This is a genomic window from Pseudomonas sp. UW4 (genome assembly GCF_000316175.1).
GTDB classification, from domain to species: Bacteria; Pseudomonadota; Gammaproteobacteria; order Pseudomonadales; family Pseudomonadaceae; genus Aquipseudomonas; species Aquipseudomonas laurylsulfatiphila.
In genome coordinates, this window is record NC_019670.1 from 1104032 (window position 1) to 1122029 (window position 17998).

16 protein-coding genes are annotated in these 17998 nt (G+C 60.4%); 11 read left to right on the forward strand and 5 right to left on the reverse strand.

Annotation, left to right across the window (positions count from 1 at the left end):
• Positions 1-12: 12 nt before the first annotated feature.
• The 10 genes from rlmN to PPUTUW4_RS04850 all read left to right on the forward strand — a co-directional run bounded on the left by rlmN (position 13) and on the right by PPUTUW4_RS04850 (position 11094).
• On the forward strand, positions 13-1161 hold the full coding sequence (rlmN, locus tag PPUTUW4_RS04805) for a 23S rRNA (adenine(2503)-C(2))-methyltransferase RlmN (RefSeq protein ID WP_015093627.1): 1149 nt from the start codon (positions 13-15) through the stop codon (positions 1159-1161).
• Between the two features lie 12 nt (positions 1162-1173).
• A complete protein-coding gene (gene pilW, locus PPUTUW4_RS04810) occupies positions 1174-1932 on the forward strand; it encodes a type IV pilus biogenesis/stability protein PilW (RefSeq protein ID WP_015093628.1) in 759 nt (252 codons plus the stop codon).
• Positions 1932-2960, forward strand: coding sequence for a RodZ family helix-turn-helix domain-containing protein (locus tag PPUTUW4_RS04815; RefSeq protein ID WP_015093629.1), 1029 nt, complete (start codon positions 1932-1934; stop codon positions 2958-2960). The genes pilW and PPUTUW4_RS04815 overlap by 1 nt, the downstream gene beginning before the upstream one ends.
• 3 nt (positions 2961-2963) lie before the next feature.
• Positions 2964-4073 carry a flavodoxin-dependent (E)-4-hydroxy-3-methylbut-2-enyl-diphosphate synthase gene (ispG, locus tag PPUTUW4_RS04820; RefSeq protein ID WP_003185136.1) on the forward strand — a complete coding sequence of 370 codons (1110 nt, stop codon included), beginning with the start codon at positions 2964-2966 and terminating at the stop codon, positions 4071-4073.
• 37 nt (positions 4074-4110) lie between these two features.
• Positions 4111-5400, forward strand: coding sequence for a histidine--tRNA ligase (hisS, locus tag PPUTUW4_RS04825; protein ID WP_007973994.1), 1290 nt, complete (start codon positions 4111-4113; stop codon positions 5398-5400).
• A 41-nt stretch (positions 5401-5441) separates the two neighbouring features.
• Complete coding sequence (locus tag PPUTUW4_RS04830) at positions 5442-6083, forward strand: tetratricopeptide repeat protein (protein WP_015093630.1); 642 nt, start codon at positions 5442-5444, stop codon at positions 6081-6083.
• Positions 6076-7227 carry an outer membrane protein assembly factor BamB gene (gene bamB, locus PPUTUW4_RS04835; RefSeq protein ID WP_015093631.1) on the forward strand — a complete coding sequence of 384 codons (1152 nt, stop codon included), beginning with the start codon at positions 6076-6078 and terminating at the stop codon, positions 7225-7227. Before PPUTUW4_RS04830 ends, bamB begins: the two co-directional genes overlap by 8 nt.
• A 240-nt stretch (positions 7228-7467) precedes the next feature.
• A complete protein-coding gene (der, locus tag PPUTUW4_RS04840) occupies positions 7468-8940 on the forward strand; it encodes a ribosome biogenesis GTPase Der (protein ID WP_007973987.1) in 1473 nt (490 codons plus the stop codon).
• Positions 8941-9166: 226 nt separating this feature from the next.
• A complete protein-coding gene (locus PPUTUW4_RS04845; protein ID WP_015093632.1) occupies positions 9167-10315 on the forward strand; it encodes a pyridoxal phosphate-dependent aminotransferase in 1149 nt (382 codons plus the stop codon).
• Positions 10303-11094 (forward strand): amidohydrolase, encoded by a 792-nt coding sequence (locus PPUTUW4_RS04850; RefSeq protein ID WP_015093633.1) that lies wholly within the window; start codon positions 10303-10305, stop codon positions 11092-11094. Before PPUTUW4_RS04845 ends, PPUTUW4_RS04850 begins: the two co-directional genes overlap by 13 nt.
• Positions 11095-11299: 205 nt before the next feature.
• Here the strand turns inward: PPUTUW4_RS04850 and leuA are convergent, their stop codons facing one another.
• The 4 genes from leuA to PPUTUW4_RS04875 all read right to left on the reverse strand — a co-directional run bounded on the left by leuA (position 11300) and on the right by PPUTUW4_RS04875 (position 16577).
• Positions 11300-12979 carry a 2-isopropylmalate synthase gene (gene leuA / locus PPUTUW4_RS04855; RefSeq protein ID WP_015093634.1) on the reverse strand — a complete coding sequence of 560 codons (1680 nt, stop codon included), beginning with the start codon at positions 12977-12979 and terminating at the stop codon, positions 11300-11302.
• Between the two features lie 460 nt (positions 12980-13439).
• Entirely contained in the window at positions 13440-14261 is an 822-nt protein-coding gene (locus PPUTUW4_RS04865) for a M23 family metallopeptidase (RefSeq protein WP_015093635.1), read from the reverse strand.
• A 3-nt stretch (positions 14262-14264) separates the two neighbouring features.
• Positions 14265-15644 (reverse strand): exodeoxyribonuclease VII large subunit, encoded by a 1380-nt coding sequence (xseA, locus tag PPUTUW4_RS04870; RefSeq protein WP_008053235.1) that lies wholly within the window; start codon positions 15642-15644, stop codon positions 14265-14267.
• A 42-nt stretch (positions 15645-15686) separates the two neighbouring features.
• Positions 15687-16577, reverse strand: coding sequence for a LysR family transcriptional regulator (locus PPUTUW4_RS04875; protein WP_015093636.1), 891 nt, complete (start codon positions 16575-16577; stop codon positions 15687-15689).
• Between the two features lie 100 nt (positions 16578-16677).
• On the opposite strand from PPUTUW4_RS04875, the gene PPUTUW4_RS04880 reads away from it, so the two are divergent.
• On the forward strand, positions 16678-17445 hold the full coding sequence (locus tag PPUTUW4_RS04880) for a sulfite exporter TauE/SafE family protein (protein WP_015093637.1): 768 nt from the start codon (positions 16678-16680) through the stop codon (positions 17443-17445).
• 139 nt (positions 17446-17584) lie between these two features.
• Here PPUTUW4_RS04880 and PPUTUW4_RS04885 read toward each other — a convergent pair whose 3' ends face one another.
• Positions 17585-17992: a hypothetical protein gene (locus PPUTUW4_RS04885; RefSeq protein ID WP_015093638.1), complete on the reverse strand. Its 408-nt coding sequence runs from the start codon at positions 17990-17992 to the stop codon at positions 17585-17587.
• Between the last annotated feature and the right edge of the window lie 6 nt (positions 17993-17998).

The window sequence follows — 17998 nt, forward strand, 5'->3', positions numbered from 1 at the left end:
GAAGGTGAATCCATGACTACATCGACTGTAAAAACTAACCTGCTGGGTCTGACTCAACAGGAAATGGAAAAATTCTTCGACTCAATCGGGGAGAAGCGTTTCCGTGCCGGTCAGGTAATGAAATGGATTCACCACTTTGGTGTCGATGATTTCGATGCCATGACGAACGTCAGCAAGGCCTTGCGCGAAAAGCTCAAGGCTGTTGCTGAGGTCCGTGGTCCGGAAGTGGTCAGCGAGGACATCTCCAGCGACGGCACCCGCAAGTGGGTGGTGCGCGTGGCGTCCGGCAGCTGCGTCGAGACCGTTTACATTCCCCAGGGCAAACGCGGCACTTTGTGCGTTTCGTCCCAGGCAGGCTGTGCCCTGGATTGCAGTTTCTGCTCCACCGGCAAGCAAGGCTTCAACAGCAACCTCACCGCCGCCGAAGTCATCGGCCAGGTGTGGATTGCCAACAAATCCTTTGGCAGCGTCCCGGCAACCGTCGACCGTGCCATCACCAACGTGGTGATGATGGGCATGGGTGAGCCGCTGCTGAACTTCGACAACGTCGTCGCGGCCATGCACTTGATGATGGACGACCTGGGCTACGGCATTTCCAAGCGCCGCGTGACCCTGTCGACCTCCGGCGTGGTACCGATGATCGATGAGCTCTCCAAGCACATCGACGTCTCCCTGGCGTTGTCCCTGCACGCACCGAATGACGCATTGCGTAACCAATTGGTGCCGATCAACAAGAAGTATCCGCTTAAGATGCTGCTCGAGTCGTGCCAGCGCTACATGTCGTCCCTGGGCGAAAAGCGTGTGCTGACCATCGAGTACACCTTGCTCAAGGACGTCAACGACAAGCTTGAGCACGCCGTGGAAATGATCGAGCTGCTCAAGAACATCCCGTGCAAGATCAACCTGATCCCGTTCAACCCGTTCCCGCATTCCGGGTACGAGCGTCCGAGCAACAACGCCATTCGTCGTTTCCAGGATCAGCTTCATCATGCCGGTTTCAACGTCACCGTCCGCACCACCCGTGGTGAAGACATCGACGCCGCCTGTGGTCAATTGGTAGGGCAGGTGCTGGATCGCACCCGTCGCAGCGAACGTTATATCGCCGTGCGTGAATTGAACGCCGACAGCGATGTTGCTTCGAGCACTGCGAACAACAATTAAGAGAGGATCTCTATGTCCCTGCGCTTTGCGCTGCTTTTGCTGTTGGCCAGCCTGTGTGCTGGCTGCGTGCTTTCGGGTGATTACAACCCGATGAAGACCAGCAAGGGCCGTGATGAAGCGCGTGAGGCGTATGTGCAACTCGGTATCGGGTATTTGCAACAAGGCATGACCGAGCGCGCCAAGGTTCCGCTCAGAAAAGCCCTGGAACTCGATGGCTCCGACCCGGATGCCAACGCGGCGCTGGGGCTGGTGTTCCAGGCCGAGATGGAGCCGGAGCTGGCCGACGAGCATTTTCGCAAGGCGCTGTCTTCCCGTCCGGGCGACGCACGAATCCTCAATAATTACGGCAGTTTTCTTTTCGAGCAGAAACGTTACAAGGAAGCCTACGAGCGCTTTGAACAAGCCGCTGCCGATACGCTGTATCCTGAGCGTTCGCGGGTGTTCGAGAACCTGGGCATGACCGCTGCGATGCTCGGTCAGCGTGATCTGGCCCAGCAGCAACTGGAAAAAGCCCTGCGCCTGAACCGGCAACAACCTCGTGCATTGCTGGAAATGGCTGAGTTGTCTTACGAAGACAGGCATTATGTGCCCGCGCGAGATTATTACGACCGTTTCAGCCAGCTCTCTGAGCAAAATGCACGTAGTCTATTGCTCGGCGTTCGGCTGGCAAACGTGTTCGAAGATCGCGACAAGGCTGCAAGTAAAGGCCTGCAACTAAAAAGACTCTATCCCGGTACGCCGGAATATCAGCAATACCTGTCGGAGCAATGATGAAAGCGGCGCATCCCGAAGTTGTAGCAGCGAATCGCGTTAACCCCGGTGAGACTTTGCGCCAGGCCCGCGAAAGCAATGGCTGGTCGCTGGCCGAAGTGGCCCTCAAGCTCAACCTCACCACCACTTCCTTGAGCAATCTGGAAGCCGGCGCTTTCGACAAGCTGCCCGGGCATACCTTTGCCCGTGGTTACATTCGTGCTTATGCCAAGTTGCTCGGCATGGACCAGGCCGTTCTGGTCCAGCAATTCGATCAATCCACCGGTACCGACTCCCAAGGCAGCAATGTTCACAGCCTGGGTCGTATTGAAGAGCCGGTCCGGGTTTCCCACACCATTTTGCGAATCGTCAGCCTGCTGTTGCTGGTAGCGGTGATCGGTGGCGGTTTCGTCTGGTGGCAGGATCAGACCTCGATGCGCACCAAGGACCTGATCGGTCTGGCTCCGGAACACGTAGAAGTCGAAGGCGCCGACGGTACGACACAGATTCATCCGCTGGACGAGCCGGAAGACCAGGCCGTCGTGGAAGGTCAGACCGAAGGCGGAACCGCTCTCGCGTTGCCGCAGGCCGAGGCTCCGGCTGAAGCACCGGAACAGGCTCAAGTGACTGCGCCAGTTGCCCCGGCAGCGCCGACCACACCAGCCGCACCCGCTCATACCCCCGCGCCCGTTGTCGCAGCGCCGGTGACCCCGGCAGCTCCGGCTCCGGTAGCGGCTGCCGTCCCGGTTCCTGCGGTGACTGCGCCGGTAGTCGCTCCTGCTCCTGCCGCAGCCGCACCGGTGGCCGGTCAAGGCCAGGTTCAGGTGCAGTTCACCTCTGATTGCTGGACACAAGTGACCGACGGTAGCGGCAAGGTGCTGTTCAGCGGTCTCAAACGCAAAGGCGACAGCCTGGCAGTCAATGGCAAACCACCGTTTTCCGTACGCCTGGGTTTTGCCCGTGGCGCTCAGGTCAGCTACAACGGCCAGCCAGTCGATGTCGCTCCGTTCACCAGTGGCGAGACTGCTCGCCTGAAGTTGGGTCAATAAGTCATGCACGGCGAATCTCCAATCAAACGTCGCGAATCCCGCAAGATCTGGGTCGGTAACGTGCCTGTTGGCGGCGATGCGCCTATCGCTGTGCAGAGCATGACCAACAGCGACACCAACGACGTCGCGGCCACGGTCGCGCAAATCAATCGCCTGGAAGCGGCCGGCGTCGATATCGTGCGGGTTTCCGTACCGGACATGGACGCCGCCGAGGCCTTCGGCAAGATCAAGCAGCTGGTCAAAGTCCCCCTGGTCGCCGACATCCACTTCGACTACCGCATCGCGTTGCGCGTCGCCGAACTGGGTGTCGATTGCCTGCGGATCAACCCGGGCAACATCGGTCGCGAAGACCGCGTGCGCGCTGTGGTCGATGCCGCCCGTGACCGCGGGATCCCGATCCGTATCGGCGTGAACGCCGGTTCTCTGGAAAAAGACCTGCAGAAGAAATACGGCGAGCCCACGCCTGCTGCGCTTGTCGAGTCTGCCTTGCGTCACGTCGAGCACCTTGAACGTCTGAACTTCCAGGACTTCAAGGTCAGCGTGAAAGCCTCCGACGTGTTCATGGCCGTCGAAGCGTACCGCCTGCTGGCCAAGGAAATCGTCCAGCCACTGCACCTGGGCATCACCGAAGCCGGTGGTTTGCGTTCAGGCACGGTGAAATCTGCCGTGGGCCTCGGTATGCTGCTCGCCGAAGGGATTGGCGATACTATCCGCATCTCGTTGGCGGCCGACCCGGTCGAGGAAGTGAAAGTCGGCTACGACATTCTCAAATCCCTGCACCTGCGTTCCCGTGGCATCAACTTTATCGCCTGCCCGAGCTGCTCGCGGCAGAACTTCGATGTGGTCAAGACCATGAACGAGCTGGAAGGGCGCCTCGAGGATTTGCTGGTGCCGCTGGATGTCGCGGTCATCGGTTGCGTGGTCAACGGCCCGGGCGAAGCCAAGGAAGCCCATATCGGCTTGACCGGCGGCACGCCGAACCTGATTTACATCGACGGCAAGCCGTCGCAGAAACTGACGAATGACAATCTGGTGGATGAGCTTGAACGCTTGATCCGTCAGAAAGCGGCCGAAAAGGTCGAAGCTGACGCTGCCGTAATTGCGCGCGGCTGAACCTGACTGAAGAGCCGGACGAATTTAAGGATTTAAAGTGAGCAAGTCATTGCAAGCCATTCGTGGCATGAACGACATCCTGCCCGAACAGACCCCCCTGTGGCGTCATTTCGAAGGCACCGTTTCGCGCCTGCTGGATAACTACGGTTACAAGCAGATCCGCATGCCGATCGTCGAGTTCACCGAGCTGTTCAAACGCTCCATCGGTGAAGTGACCGACATCGTCGAAAAAGAGATGTACACCTTCGACGACCGCAACGGCGACTCCCTGACCCTGCGCCCTGAAGGCACGGCGGCTTGCGTGCGCGCGGTGCTGGAACATGGCATCACCGGCGGCGGCCAGGTTCAGAAACTCTGGTACATCGGTCCGATGTTCCGCCACGAGCGTCCGCAGAAAGGTCGCTATCGCCAGTTCCACCAGATTGGTGTCGAAGTGTTCAACCTCGACGGTCCGGACATCGACGCCGAACTGATCGTGTTGACCTGGCGCCTGTGGGGCGAGCTGGGCATCCGCGATGCGGTAAAACTTGAGCTCAACAGCCTGGGTACCAGCGAATCCCGCGGCCGTTATCGCGAAGCGCTGGTCGAATACCTCTCGGCGCACATGGACAAGCTCGACGAAGACAGTCAGCGTCGCCTGAAAACCAACCCGCTGCGGGTTCTGGATACCAAGAACGCCGACACCCAGGCGGTATTGGTCGATGCGCCGAAGATGGCCGACTACCTCGACGAAGAATCCCGCGTGCACTTCGAGGGCCTCAAGGCTCGCCTGGACGCTGCCGGCATTCCCTACGTGATCAACCCGAAGCTGGTTCGCGGGCTGGATTACTACAGCAAGACCGTTTTCGAATGGGTCACCGACAAGCTCGGCGCCCAAGGCACCGTGTGTGCTGGCGGTCGTTACGACGGCCTGGTAGAGCAGATGGGCGGCAAGCCGACCGCCGGCGTTGGCTTTGCCATGGGCATCGAACGCCTGGTGCTGTTGCTGGAAACCCTGGAGCAGATTCCGGAGGAGATCTCCCGTCAGGTTGATGTCTACCTCTGCGCCTTCGGTGAAGCCGCCGAACTTGCCGGGCTGACCCTGGCGGAGCGTGTCCGTGACCAGTTGCCCAACCTGCGCCTGCAAGTGAATGCCGGCGCCGGCAGTTTCAAAAGCCAGTTCAAGAAGGCCGACAAGAGCGGTGCGTTGTACGCGCTGATCCTCGGTGACGACGAAATGGCCCAGCAAGTGGTAGGTTTCAAACCCCTGCGTGGCCAGGGCGAACAACAAAGCATTGCCTGGGATGCGCTTGCAGCGCACCTGGCCACCTGCGTCGTGCAGGGTTGAAGCTGTCTAAACAGCCGAATTAGCGATTAAGGAGTATTGGGGTGTCGAGTACCGAAGACGAACATTTGATGGAACTGAAGGAATGGTGGTCACGCAACGGTAAGCCCCTGGTCACTGGCGGCCTGTTGGCGCTGGTCATCGTGTTCGGCTGGCAGGCGTTCCAAAAGTATCAGAGCAATCAGTCGCAAGGCGCGTCGATTCTCTATCAGCAATTGCTCGAAACCACGCTGACGCCTGACGGCAAGCCTGATGCGGCCCGTGTTTCGGACCTGGCCGGCAAGCTTAACAGCGAGTACGGCGGCAGCGCCTACGCGCAGTACGGCAGCCTGTTCGTGGCCAAGGTCGCGGTCGACAGCGGCAAGCTGGACGACGCGGTCACCGAGCTCAAGGCCATTGTCGCCAAGCCGGCCAACCCGGCGCTGGGCGAAATCGCCCGTCAGCGTCTGGCCCAGGTACTCGGCGCGCAGAACAAGGCCGACGAAGCCCTGAAGCTGCTCGAAGGCGATGCCGACAAGGCATTCCTGGCCACCCGCGAAGAACTCAAGGGCGACCTGCTGGTGCAGTTGGGTCGTACCGACGAGGCGAGCACGGCGTATCAAAAAGCCAAGGCGGCACTGTCGGATGAAGCGGCGGTCGGTGGCCTGCAAATCAAGCTGGACGACCTGGCCAAAGGGGATGCGTGACGTGATTCGTTGGAAACATGCAGCATTGCTGGCCCTGGCCATTTTGGCCGCGGGTTGCAGCAGCAACAGCAAAAAAGAACTGCCTCCGGCCGAACTGGTCGACTTCAAGGAAGAAGTGGTTCTGCAAAAACAGTGGAGTCGTTCGATCGGTGACGGTCAGGGCGAAACCTACAACATGCTGGTTCCGGCCATCGATGGCGATACCATCTATGCCGCCGATGTCACTGGCGTGTTGATGGCGATGGATCGCCACACGGGCGACGTCAAATGGAAGAAAGATCTCGAACTGCCTGTTTCCGGCGCTGTCGGCGTTGCTTACGGTCTGGTCACGATCGGTACGATCAAGGGTGAAATCGTTGCCCTGGACGCGATCAACGGTGAAGAAAAGTGGCGCGCTCGCGTGTCCAGCGAAGTGCTGGCACCGCCAGCCAACAACGGTGACGTTGTGGTGGTTCAGACCCAGGACGATCGCCTGATCGGCCTGGATGCCTCCACCGGTGATCGTCGCTGGATCTATGACAGCACGCCTGCGGTTCTGACCCTGCGGGGCACCAGTGCGCCGATCGTGACCAACCGCCTCGCGGTGGCTGGCCTGTCGACCGGCAAAGTGGTTGCCGTGGACATCTCCAACGGCGTACCGGTGTGGGAACAGCGCGTAGCGATCCCGCAAGGTCGTTCGGAGCTGGAGCGCGTGGTCGATATCGACGGTGGCTTGCTGCTGTCGGGCGAGACGCTGTATGTCGCCAGCTATCAGGGGCGCGTTGCGGCCCTGGATCTGCAAAGCGGCCGTCAGCTCTGGCAGCGTGATGCTTCCAGCTACGCCGGTGTCGCCCAGGGCTTTGGCACCGTTTATGTAAGCCTGTCTTCGGGTACCGTTGAAGGCGTCGACGAGCGTTCCACCACAGCCTTGTGGAGCAACGATTCGCTGGCCCGTCGTCAACTGTCGGCCCCGGAAGTGTTCTCCAGCTACGTTGCAGTCGGTGACCTGGAAGGTTACCTGCACCTGCTGAGTCAGGTGGACGGTCGATTCGTCGGCCGTGAGCGCATCGACAGCGACGGCCTGCGTGCCCGTCCGCTGGTGGTGGGTGACACGATTTATGTGTATGGCAACAGCGGCAAACTGGAAGCCCTGACCATCAAGTAAAGGTTTGACTATGCTTGGGGTTAACCCCCCAGGCTGCTTCACTTGTGGGTATGAATGTGGGAGCGAGCCTGCTCGCGATGGACGTCAACGATAGCGTTTGCGTCCTGAATGAACGCGGTGCCTTTGCGTTTATCGCGAGCAGGCTCGCTCCCACAGACAAGCGCGCAGTGTTGCCCCGAGCACCAGCCGCTGCCTCGCAGCGGCTTTTGTATTTTCTGAAATAACGAAGTGGAGAGCCGCATGGTTCCCGTAATCGCCCTGGTGGGCCGACCGAACGTCGGCAAGTCCACCTTGTTCAACCGCCTGACCAGGACTCGTGACGCCATCGTCGGCGACTTGTCCGGTCTGACCCGTGATCGCCAGTACGGTGAGGCCAAGTGGCAAGGGCGTTCCTACATTCTGATCGACACCGGCGGTATCTCCGGTGACGAGCACGGTATGGACGAAAAGATGGCCGAGCAGTCACTGCTGGCCATCGAAGAAGCCGATGTCGTTCTGTTCCTGGTAGATGCCAAGGCCGGTTTTACCGCCGCCGACCAGATGATCGCCGAGCATTTGCGCAAACGTAACAAGCGTTCCCACGTGGTCGCCAACAAGGTCGACAACATCGACCCGGAAATGGCCCGCGCCGAATTTGCCCCGTTGGGCATGGGCCATGCGATCCCGATCGCCGGTGCCCACGGCCGTGGTATCACCCAGTTGCTGGAAGCGGCACTGAGTGAATTCCCGCGTGACGAAGACGAGCCGCAGGAAGGCGAAGAGGAAGAGGTCGTCGCTGAAGGCGAGGAAGCCAAGCGCATTCCTGGCCCAAGCGAAAAAGACGGGATCAAGATCGCGATCATCGGCCGTCCGAACGTCGGCAAGTCGACCCTGGTCAACCGCATGCTCGGTGAAGACCGGGTCATCGTCTACGACCAGCCTGGCACCACCCGCGACAGTATCTACATCCCGTTCGAACGTAACGACGAGAAGTACACGCTGATCGACACGGCCGGTGTGCGCAAGCGCGGCAAGATCCACGAAGAAGTCGAAAAGTTTTCCGTGGTCAAAACCCTGCAAGCGATCAAAGACGCCAACGTGGTGATCTTCGTGATGGACGCCCGCGAAGGTGTGGTCGATCACGACCTCAACCTGTTGGGCTTCGCCATTGAATCGGGTCGTGCGCTGGTCATCGCGATCAACAAATGGGATGGCATGACGCCGAGCGAGCGCGACTTCGTGAAGGTCGAGCTGCAACGTCGGCTGTTCTTCGTTGACTACGCCGATATCCACTTTATCTCGGCCCTGCACGGCACCGGCGTGGGCAACCTCTACGCGTCGGTACAGAACTCGTTCAAGTCTGCGGTTACCCGTTGGCCGACCAGCCGCCTGACCCAGATCCTCGAAGACGCGGTCAGCGAGCACCAGCCGCCGATGGTCAACAGCCGCCGGATCAAGCTGCGTTATGCCCACCTCGGTGGTGCAAACCCGCCAATCATCGTGATCCACGGCAACCAGATCGAGAAGGTGCCGAAGTCCTACGTGCGCTACCTGGAAAACACTTACCGCCGTGTCCTGAAGCTGGTCGGTACGCCGATCCGCATCGAGTTCAAGGGTGGCGAGAACCCGTACGAAGGCAACAAGAACACGCTCACCGACCGTCAGGTCAACAAGAAGCGTCGTTTGATGTCACACCACAAGAAAGCCGACAAGAAGCGCCGCGATAAGCGCTGATTCCTGAAGGCCAGATCGACCGCTTTTGTAGGAGCTGCCGCAGGCTGCGATCTTTTGATTTTGCTTTAAAGACAAGATCAAAAGATCGCAGCCTGCGGCAGCTCCTACAGGGGGCGGTCAGAGAAAGGGCGCTCACCAGAGCGCCCTTTTTTTATGGGCGCCGTTTGGGCTATCCTCGGACTCCCCCGCGCCGCCGTAGAGCCGGGTGTAGAGCAGGGAACCCCCGATGATCACCAGCAAGCTGCCGAATGTCGGCATCACCATCTTCACGCAGATGTCTCAGCTCGCGGCACAGACCGGCGCGCTCAATCTGTCCCAGGGCTTTCCCGATTTCGCGGCCCCGCAGGCCCTGTGCGATGCGGTTGGCCGGCATATCGCCAGTGGCCATAACCAGTATTCGCCGATGACCGGACTGCCGGTGTTGCGTCAGCAGATTGCGGTGAAAATCGCCCGCAGCTATGGCACGCAGGTGGATGCGGATACTGAAGTGACGGTCACCCCAGGCGCGACCGAGGCGATTTTCTGTGCCATTCAGGCGGTTATCCACAGCGGCGACGAAGTCATCGTGTTTGACCCGGCATACGACAGCTACGAGCCCTCGGTAGAGCTGGCCGGCGGTCGTTGCGTGCATGTACAACTGGGCTTGAACGATTTCAGTATCGACTTCGAGAAGCTTGCCCAGGCACTGAGCCCGCGCACGCGGATGATCATTCTCAACTCCCCGCACAACCCCAGTGGCGCATTGATCAGTCGTGCCGAACTCGATCAGTTGGCCGCCTTGATCCGCGATCGCGACATCTATGTGATCAGCGACGAAGTCTACGAACACCTGGTGTATGACGGTGTGCCCCATGTCAGCGTGCTGGCCCATGAAGAGCTGTATCAGCGTGCTTTCGTGGTCAGCTCGTTCGGCAAGACCTACCACGTCACCGGCTGGAAAACCGGCTACGTGGTCGCGCCGCCGGCCCTGACGGCGGAATTGCGCAAGGTGCACCAGTACGTCAATTTCTGTGGTGTGACGCCGCTGCAATATGCCTTGGCCGACTTCATGGCCGAACACCCGGAGCACGTCGAAGAGCTGCCGGACTTCTATCAGGCCAAGCGTGATCTGTTCTGCGATCTGCTGGCGCCTTCGCGTTTCAGTTTCACCCGGGTTGCCGGAACCTATTTCCAGTTGGTCGATTACTCGCAGATCCGCCCGGACCTCAATGATGTCGAGATGGCCCTGTGGATGACTCGCGAGCATGGTGTGGCAAGTATCCCGATCTCGGTGTTCTACCAGACACCGCCTGAAGGGCAGCGCCTGGTGCGGTTGTGCTTTGCCAAGCGTGAGGAGACCCTGTGTGAAGCGGCGGAAAAACTATGCGCGATCTGAGTGAATTGCCGAACCTGACCGTGGCGCTGATCCAGACATCCCTGGCCTGGCACGACCGTCAGGCCAACCTGGAGCATTTTGAGTCATTGCTGGAGCAGGCTCGCGGCGCTGACCTGATCATTCTTCCGGAGATGTTCACCACCGGTTTTTCCATGGAGTCCGAGACCCTCGCGGAATCGGAAAACGGCCCCACCAGCAAGTGGCTGCGGGTTCAGGCGGCAAGACTTGATGCCGTGATTACCGGCAGCGTGATCATCCAGGCCGCCGACGGCAGTCACCGCAATCGCCTGTTGTGGGCACGCCCGGATGGCGAGGTGTTGCATTACGACAAGCGTCACCTGTTCCGAATGGCCGGTGAGCACAACCACTACACCCCGGGCGAGCGTCAGGTGCAGTTCGAGTTAAAGGGCTGGCGCGTGCGGCCGCTGATTTGCTACGACTTGCGCTTCCCGGTGTGGAGTCGTGACGCTCAGGACACGGATCTGTTGCTGTACACCGCCAATTGGCCAGGTGCGCGACGCCAGCATTGGAACCGTCTGCTACCGGCGCGGGCGATCGAGAACCTCTGCTATGTGGCGGCAGTCAATCGCGTTGGCACCGATGGCAAAGGCTTCGCCTATACCGGGGACAGCCAGGTGCTGGATTTCCAGGGCGAGACGTTGCTTAGCGCAGGAGAGGCGGATGGGGTGTTTCAGGTCGTTCTGAATGCCGCAGACCTTCAAGCTTATCGCACACGGTTTCCGGCGAATCTGGATGCCGATACCTTCGAGTTCACCTGAGATTTTCGCTGCCTGACAGGGCCTCTTCGCGGGCAAGCCCGCTCCCACAGGGTATGTGGGTGTACACAAAACTTGTGTTCGCAACACTCAACTGTGGGAGCGGGCTTGCCCGCGAAGAGGCCGGTTCAGACAACAAAAAACAAGCAGGCAAAAAAAGGCCCCGAGGTGCAAACCCCGGGGCCTTTTGCATTTCAGCGAAGGCCGATTACGCCGCTTTCGCTTCCGGCTGGCTCAGCGAACGGTTCAGCGCGCTGAACAGGGCCTTGAAGCTGGCGGTGGTGATGTTTTCATCGATGCCGACGCCGTGCACCGCACGTTCGCCGTTCACGCGCAGTTCAATGTAGGCCGCAGCCTTGGCATTGGTGCCCGCGCCAATGGCGTGCTCGTTGTAGTCCATGATTTCCACCGGGATCGGCAGACCGGCCACCAGCGCTTCCAGGGCACCGTTGCCCTTGCCGCGCCAGTGCAGGTTGGTCTCGCCCTGGCCTTTGCTGGCCACTTCCACTTCGACGGCGCTGTGACCGTTTTCTTCCTGCAGGCGATGGCTGACCAGCGCGTACGGGGTGTTGGCCTGCAAGTACTCGCTGTGCAGCAGCGCGTGGATTTGCTGGGCGGTCATCTCAAGGCCCAGGCGGTCGGTTTCACGCTGCACGACTTGGCTGAATTCGATCTGCATGCGACGTGGCAGGCTGATGCCGTATTCCTGCTCCAGGAGGTAGGCGATACCACCCTTGCCCGACTGGCTGTTGACGCGGATGACCGCCTCGTAGCTGCGGCCGATGTCAGCCGGGTCGATCGGCAGGTACGGCACTTCCCACAAGGCATCGGATTTCTGCTGGGCGAAGCCCTTGCGGATCGCATCCTGGTGCGAGCCGGAGAACGCGGTGTGCACCAGGTCGCCGACGTACGGGTGACGCGGGTGTACCTGGATCTGGTTGCACTCTTCGACGACTTTGCGCACGCCGTCGATGTCGGAGAAGTCCAGTTCAGGGTTCACGCCCTGGGTGTAGAGGTTCAGGGCCACGGTCATCAGGTCGACGTTGCCGGTACGCTCGCCGTTGCCGAACAGGCAGCCTTCGACACGGTCGGCGCCGGCCATCAGGCCCAGTTCGGTGGCGGCAACGCCGGTGCCACGGTCGTTGTGGGTGTGCAGACTGATGATCACGCTGTCACGACGGTTGATGTGACGGCCGAACCATTCGATCTGGTCGGCATAGATGTTCGGGGTCGCGCATTCGACGGTGGCCGGCAGGTTGAGGATCATCTTGTGCTCAGGCGTCGGGTTCCAGACCTCGATTACCGCGTCGCAGACTTCCTTGGCGAACTCCAGCTCGGTGGCGCTGAAGGTCTCCGGCGAGTATTCGAAGGTCCACTCGGTGTCCGGCTGCATGGCTGCGTATTTGACGAACAGCTTGGCGGCGTTCACGGCGATGGCCTTGACCCCGTCCTTGTCCTGGTTGAAGACAATGCGGCGGAAGGAAGGGGAGGTCGCGTTGTACAGGTGAACGATGGCTTTCTTCGCGCCGCGCAGGGATTCGAAGGTGCGCTCGATCAGGTCTTCACGGCCCTGGGTCAGCACCTGGATGGTGGTGTCGTCCGGGATGTGGTTGCCTTCGATCAGGGTGCGGACGAAGTCGAAGTCGGTTTGCGAAGCGGCCGGGAACGACGCTTCGATTTCCTTCACGCCGACCTGCACCAGGGTTTTCCAGAAGCGCAGCTTCTTGACGGCGTCCATCGGCTCGATCAGCGACTGGTTGCCGTCGCGCAGGTCGGAACTGCACCAGATCGGCGCGGCGGTGATGGTTTTCGATGGCCAGGTGCGGTCCGGAATATCGATGGTCGGGAACGCGCGGTATTTCGAAGACGGGTCTTTGAGCATGCTCATCGGGAAATCCTTATTGTGTGGGCCGAAAAAAAGGCGGCCTGCCGGTGGATCAAAAGTTCTTGGACTGACGCTTGGGGCGAGGCACCACGATTCAGCCCGACAGTCGTGCGCTGACAAGGCACAGGCTGCTGTGCTGGCGGAGCTGAATGAGGGTGTGAGAGGTTTTCATGCCTTCAACCCTAACCTTGGGGGGGAAGGATGGCAAGCAGTCGAAAAAAATTGAGAGGAATACTCGTGGGTGGGTATTTATCGAGATTTTATTGCTTCAAATGGTTGCGATGATCTTGTTTTTTGCGCGAGGTTTGAGCGGTGCGCAATTGGTGTGGGGCATGGCTGGACGACTTTCGGTGCCTGTGAAATTGCCATCGCGAGCAAGCTCGCTCCCACATTGGATCTGCGTGAACACGGACACTGTGGGAGCGAGCTTGCTCGCGATGGCGTCAGCTGCCTTACGCAATAATCAAGGTTGAAACGCCCCAATGAAAATGGCCGGATCCACCCGCGCATCGTTCAGGCTGACGTTCCAGTGCATATGCGGCCCTGTCGCCCGGCCAGTCGCGCCGACCTTGCCGACCACGCCACCGCGCGCCAGTTGCTGCCCCACCTTCACGTCGATTTTCGACATGTGGCAGAACATGCTGATGAAGCCCTGGCCATGGTCGACGAACACCGTATTGCCATTGAAGAAATAGTTGCCGATCAGGATCACCTTGCCCGCGGCCGGGGTCTTGATCGGTGTGCCGGCGCCCACCGCGAAATCCAGGCCCGAATGAGGATTACGCTCCTCACCGTTGAAGAATCGCCGCACGCCAAACTTGCTCGACAGCGGCCCGTTCACCGGTTTGTCCAGCAGCAGGTTGCTTGGCGTATTGGGGCTGAACGTGCGGTAAGCGGCAATCTGCTCAGCCAGTTCACGCTCGATGCGCTTGAGGTTTTCCGGGTCTGGATTGACCTGCTGGGTGTTTTTCAGGGTGATGCGCTGTTCCGGGTATTTCTTGTTGCCAACCGTAAAACTCAGATTGCGGCCGCCGCTGCTGATCGATTGAGCCCCCGGCTTGACCGTCAGCGGCACGCCGACTATGGCCAGCCAGTTGTTCTGCTCCTTCACGACCAGCACGGGTTTGCCTTGATAACTGGCTTTTGGCGCCTGGGCGGACGGGCCCAGATCCACCACCGCCACGCCGCCCGGCACCGGTTTGTTCAACAGGCGGGTGATGTAGCTGTCGGCGTGGGCGTTGAAGGTCAGGAGCAGCAACAGCAATGGAGCCAGGAAACGCGGCATGGATCAGTCCAGTAAAGAAAGGGTGACAGGCGTCAGGTGGTTGTCTTCGACCCGCACTTGCAGTTCGCCTTCGCCCAGCTTGGCTTTCAGGCGTTGGCCGGTGTGTGTTTGCGCGGCGTTGCGGATCGCGTTGCCGCGCTCGTCCAGCAAGATGCTGTAGCCACGACCGAGGGTCGCCAGCGGGCTGACCACATGCAGGGTCTGCATCTGGCTGTGCAATTGCAGGCGACGGTTCTTCAGCCCTTCGCGGATGGCGCGCGGCAGGCGTTCGGCCAGGCTGTCGAGGCGCTGGCGCAACATTGCCAGTTGCCGGCCAGGATGCTGTGCGGCCAGGCGGGTTTCCAGACGGATCAAGCGTTCGCGACGGGTGTTGAGGCTACGCTCGAACGCGCGGCGCATGCGCATGTCCAGGTCATCCAGGCGTTGCGCTTGCTGGCGCAGGCGCTCGCCGGGATGGCGCAGGCGGCGAGAGATGCCTTCCAGGCGCAGGCGGTCGCGCATCAAGCGGTCACGCATGCGCATCACCAGCCGGCGGTGCAGGCTCTCGACCCGACGCACCAGGTCACTGGAATCCGGTGCCAGCAATTCGGCGGCAGCGGAGGGGGTGGGCGCGCGAACATCGGCGACGAAGTCGCTGATCGACACGTCGGTTTCATGGCCGACGGCGCTGACAATCGGCGTCACGCAAGCGTCCACGGCGCGGGCCACGGCTTCTTCGTTGAAACACCAGAGGTCTTCCAGCGAACCGCCACCCCGGGCCAGGATCAGGGCGTCAAAACCGCGGGCATCCGCCAGTTTCAGCGCACGGACAATCTGTGCGGTGGCTTCGCGGCCCTGTACGGCGGTGGGGATCAGCGTCAACTGCACCTGCGGTGCGCGACGGCGGAACACGCTGATGATGTCGCGGATCACTGCCCCGGTGGGCGAACTGATGATGCCGATGCGTTGCGGATGCGCCGGTAGCGGGACCTTGCGCTCGGCACTGAACAGGCCTTCGGCGCTGAGCTTTTCCTTGAGTGCATCGAAAGCCAGGCGCAAGGCGCCATCGCCGGCCGGCTCCACGGTGTCGAGGATCAGTTGATAATCCCCGCGCCCCTCGAACAACGAGACCTTGCCGCGCACTTTGACCGCCAGCCCGTCCTTCAAGGCCTGGCGAACCCGGGCCGCGTTCTGCCGGAACAGCGCGCAACGCACCTGGGCGCCGCTGTCCTTGAGGGTGAAATACACGTGGCCGGACGCCGGGCGGGCGAGATTGGAGATTTCGCCCTCTACCCAGATGTTGCTGAACACGTCTTCGAGCAACACCCGCGCGCGGCCGTTGAGCTGGCTGACGGTCAGGACTTCGCGGTCCAGGCCGAGTCTTGCAAAGGGATCTTTAATCATGGGGCGCAGTTTAAAGGCATTCTTCAAGTGAATGCACGACCCCTATATCACCAAATGCTCGAGGAACTGTTGAACCAGTGCCGTCGGGTGTTTGCGGTACGCCAGAGCGACGCTGCTATGACTGCCAGGGTCTGCCAAAGGCAGGAAATGAACGTCGGGTGGCGCAATGTCCTGCATCGATTCCGGCAAGAGGGCGATACCAAATCCCGCCTGGATCAGTTGCAGTTGCGTGGTTTTACGCGACATTACCCGAGCTGCTTTGGGAAAGAAGCCCTGGCGCATGCACAACTCGGCAGACAGGTAGCTAAGACCGCCTCGCTGGGGATGAGGGATGGAAATAAACGCTTCGTCGCGTAGCTGCGCCAGGTTGATCTTCCGCCCGGATTTGTCCCCGGCCAGCCAGTGATCGGGCGGGACTGCCACCAGCAAAGGTTCGTCGTACAGCGGGTCGATTTGCACCTCTTCACACTGACGGAGCACTGGCAGGCGCAATAGGCCGATGTCCAGTCGGCCGTCCGCCAACTCTTGCAGCTGCGCCTCGGAAGACAACTGAGCGATGTCCATGGACACGCCAGGATGATGTTCGAGATAACGGCCGACGCTGCGCAGCAGTCGGCCGCTCATGGGCACAGTGCTGGAATGGCTCAAGCGTAAGGTGCCGTGTTGACCTTTGCCGATCCTGGTGGCCGTCTCGCTGGCTTTGATCAGCTCGCTCAACAGGTTTTTGGCACGGGGTAAGAAAGCCTCACCCGCTGGAGTGAGCTGGGGCCGCCGTGCAGTACGTTCGAAAAGTGGGGTTTGCAGGTGGACTTCCATGTCCTTGATTTGCCGGCTCAGGGCCGATTGGGCGATGAACAGGCGCTCGGCTGCGGCGCCGAAGCTGCCGCATTCAGCGATTTCAACGAAGTAACGCAGTTGCCGGGTTGAAAGCACAAGGCATGCCTTTTTGAGATGGGTTAGTGGCTTTGATGATATTAGTCGCAACGCTTGGCGATGGCTAAAGTCAGCGAACTTAAAGTAGAGGAACGCTGCAATGAGCGTATTGACGTTGTTGAATCAATGGCCTTTCAGCGCCATGGACTGGCTGGTCATCGGCTCGGGCATCGCCCTGGCCTACATTGTGTTCGGCATCGCCGGGTTCGGTACGGCGTTGATCGCGGGGCCGATTCTGATTCTGTTCATGCCGCTGTCGAAGATCGTGCCGTTGCTGGTGTTGCTCGATTTTGTCGCGGCATTCGGCAACCTGTTGCCTTCGCGGCGGGATGTCGCCCGGCCGGAGCTGTTGCGGCTGTTGCCCTGCATGGCGGTGGGCTGCACGCTGGGGGTGATTTTCCTGCTGAACCTCAAGTCCGATCTGTTGTTGCTGTTGATGGGGCTGTTTATCAGTGCCTATGCGATCTACAGCCTGTGGGTCAAAACCCGCCCGACGCAGTTGTCCGCAGTGTGGGCTCTGCCGATGGGCACTGTGGGCGGGATGTTTGGCGCGTTGTTTGGCAGCGGCGGCTTTCTCTATGCGATCTATCTGAACAGTCGGTTGCCCAAGGAGGCGGCCTGGGCCACCCAGAGCGCACTGATCAGTTGCAGTACGGTGGTGCGATTGAGTCTGTTTGCAATCGCCGGTGTGTATGCCGATCTGCCATTGCTGGTGCTGGCGGTGTGTCTGTTGCCGGCGATGGTGCTGGGGCTGTGGATTGGGCGGCGCCTGACCATGCGGATGTCCCGCGAGGGGTTCGTGCGCCTGGTGACGTGGCTGGTGCTGGCCAGCGGGATTGCGTTGATCGGGCGATATCTCAGCACCTGAAGATTCAACCTGTTGCAGGGGGCTTTTTGTGGGAGCGAGCTTGCTCGCGATAGCGGTCGAACAGACACATCAATGTTGAATATGACGCCCTCATCGCGAGCAAGCTCGCTCCCACAGAAGAGCCCTCACCGCAAGTTGTTCAATCGTTGTACTGGCTCAACAACCGCTCCAGTCGTGCACTGAGGCGGCGTTTGATTTCGGTCTCGATGTGCGGGGCGAAATCGTCGATCACGTCTTGCATGATCAGCTGCGCGGCGGCGCGCAGTTCGCTGTCCAGGTGCAACAGGTCATCCGGGTTCTTGCTGGCGGCAGGCGCCGGCGCAGCAGCGATGACCGGTTCTACAACTGGGGCGGGGATTGTCGGCTCGACGGGCGGCGAAGGCTCGCTGACCGCGTCGAACAACATGGGAATCTGTTCCTGGTCGCCTTCCTCGACCGTGTCGGTCAGCAGGGGCGGTTGCAGGTTGTCATCGCCGAGCAATTGGCGGATCGACTCAAGGTCGTCCAGCAGGTGCGCGGACTGTTGCAGCGGTTTTGGAGTGTCCATTGGAAG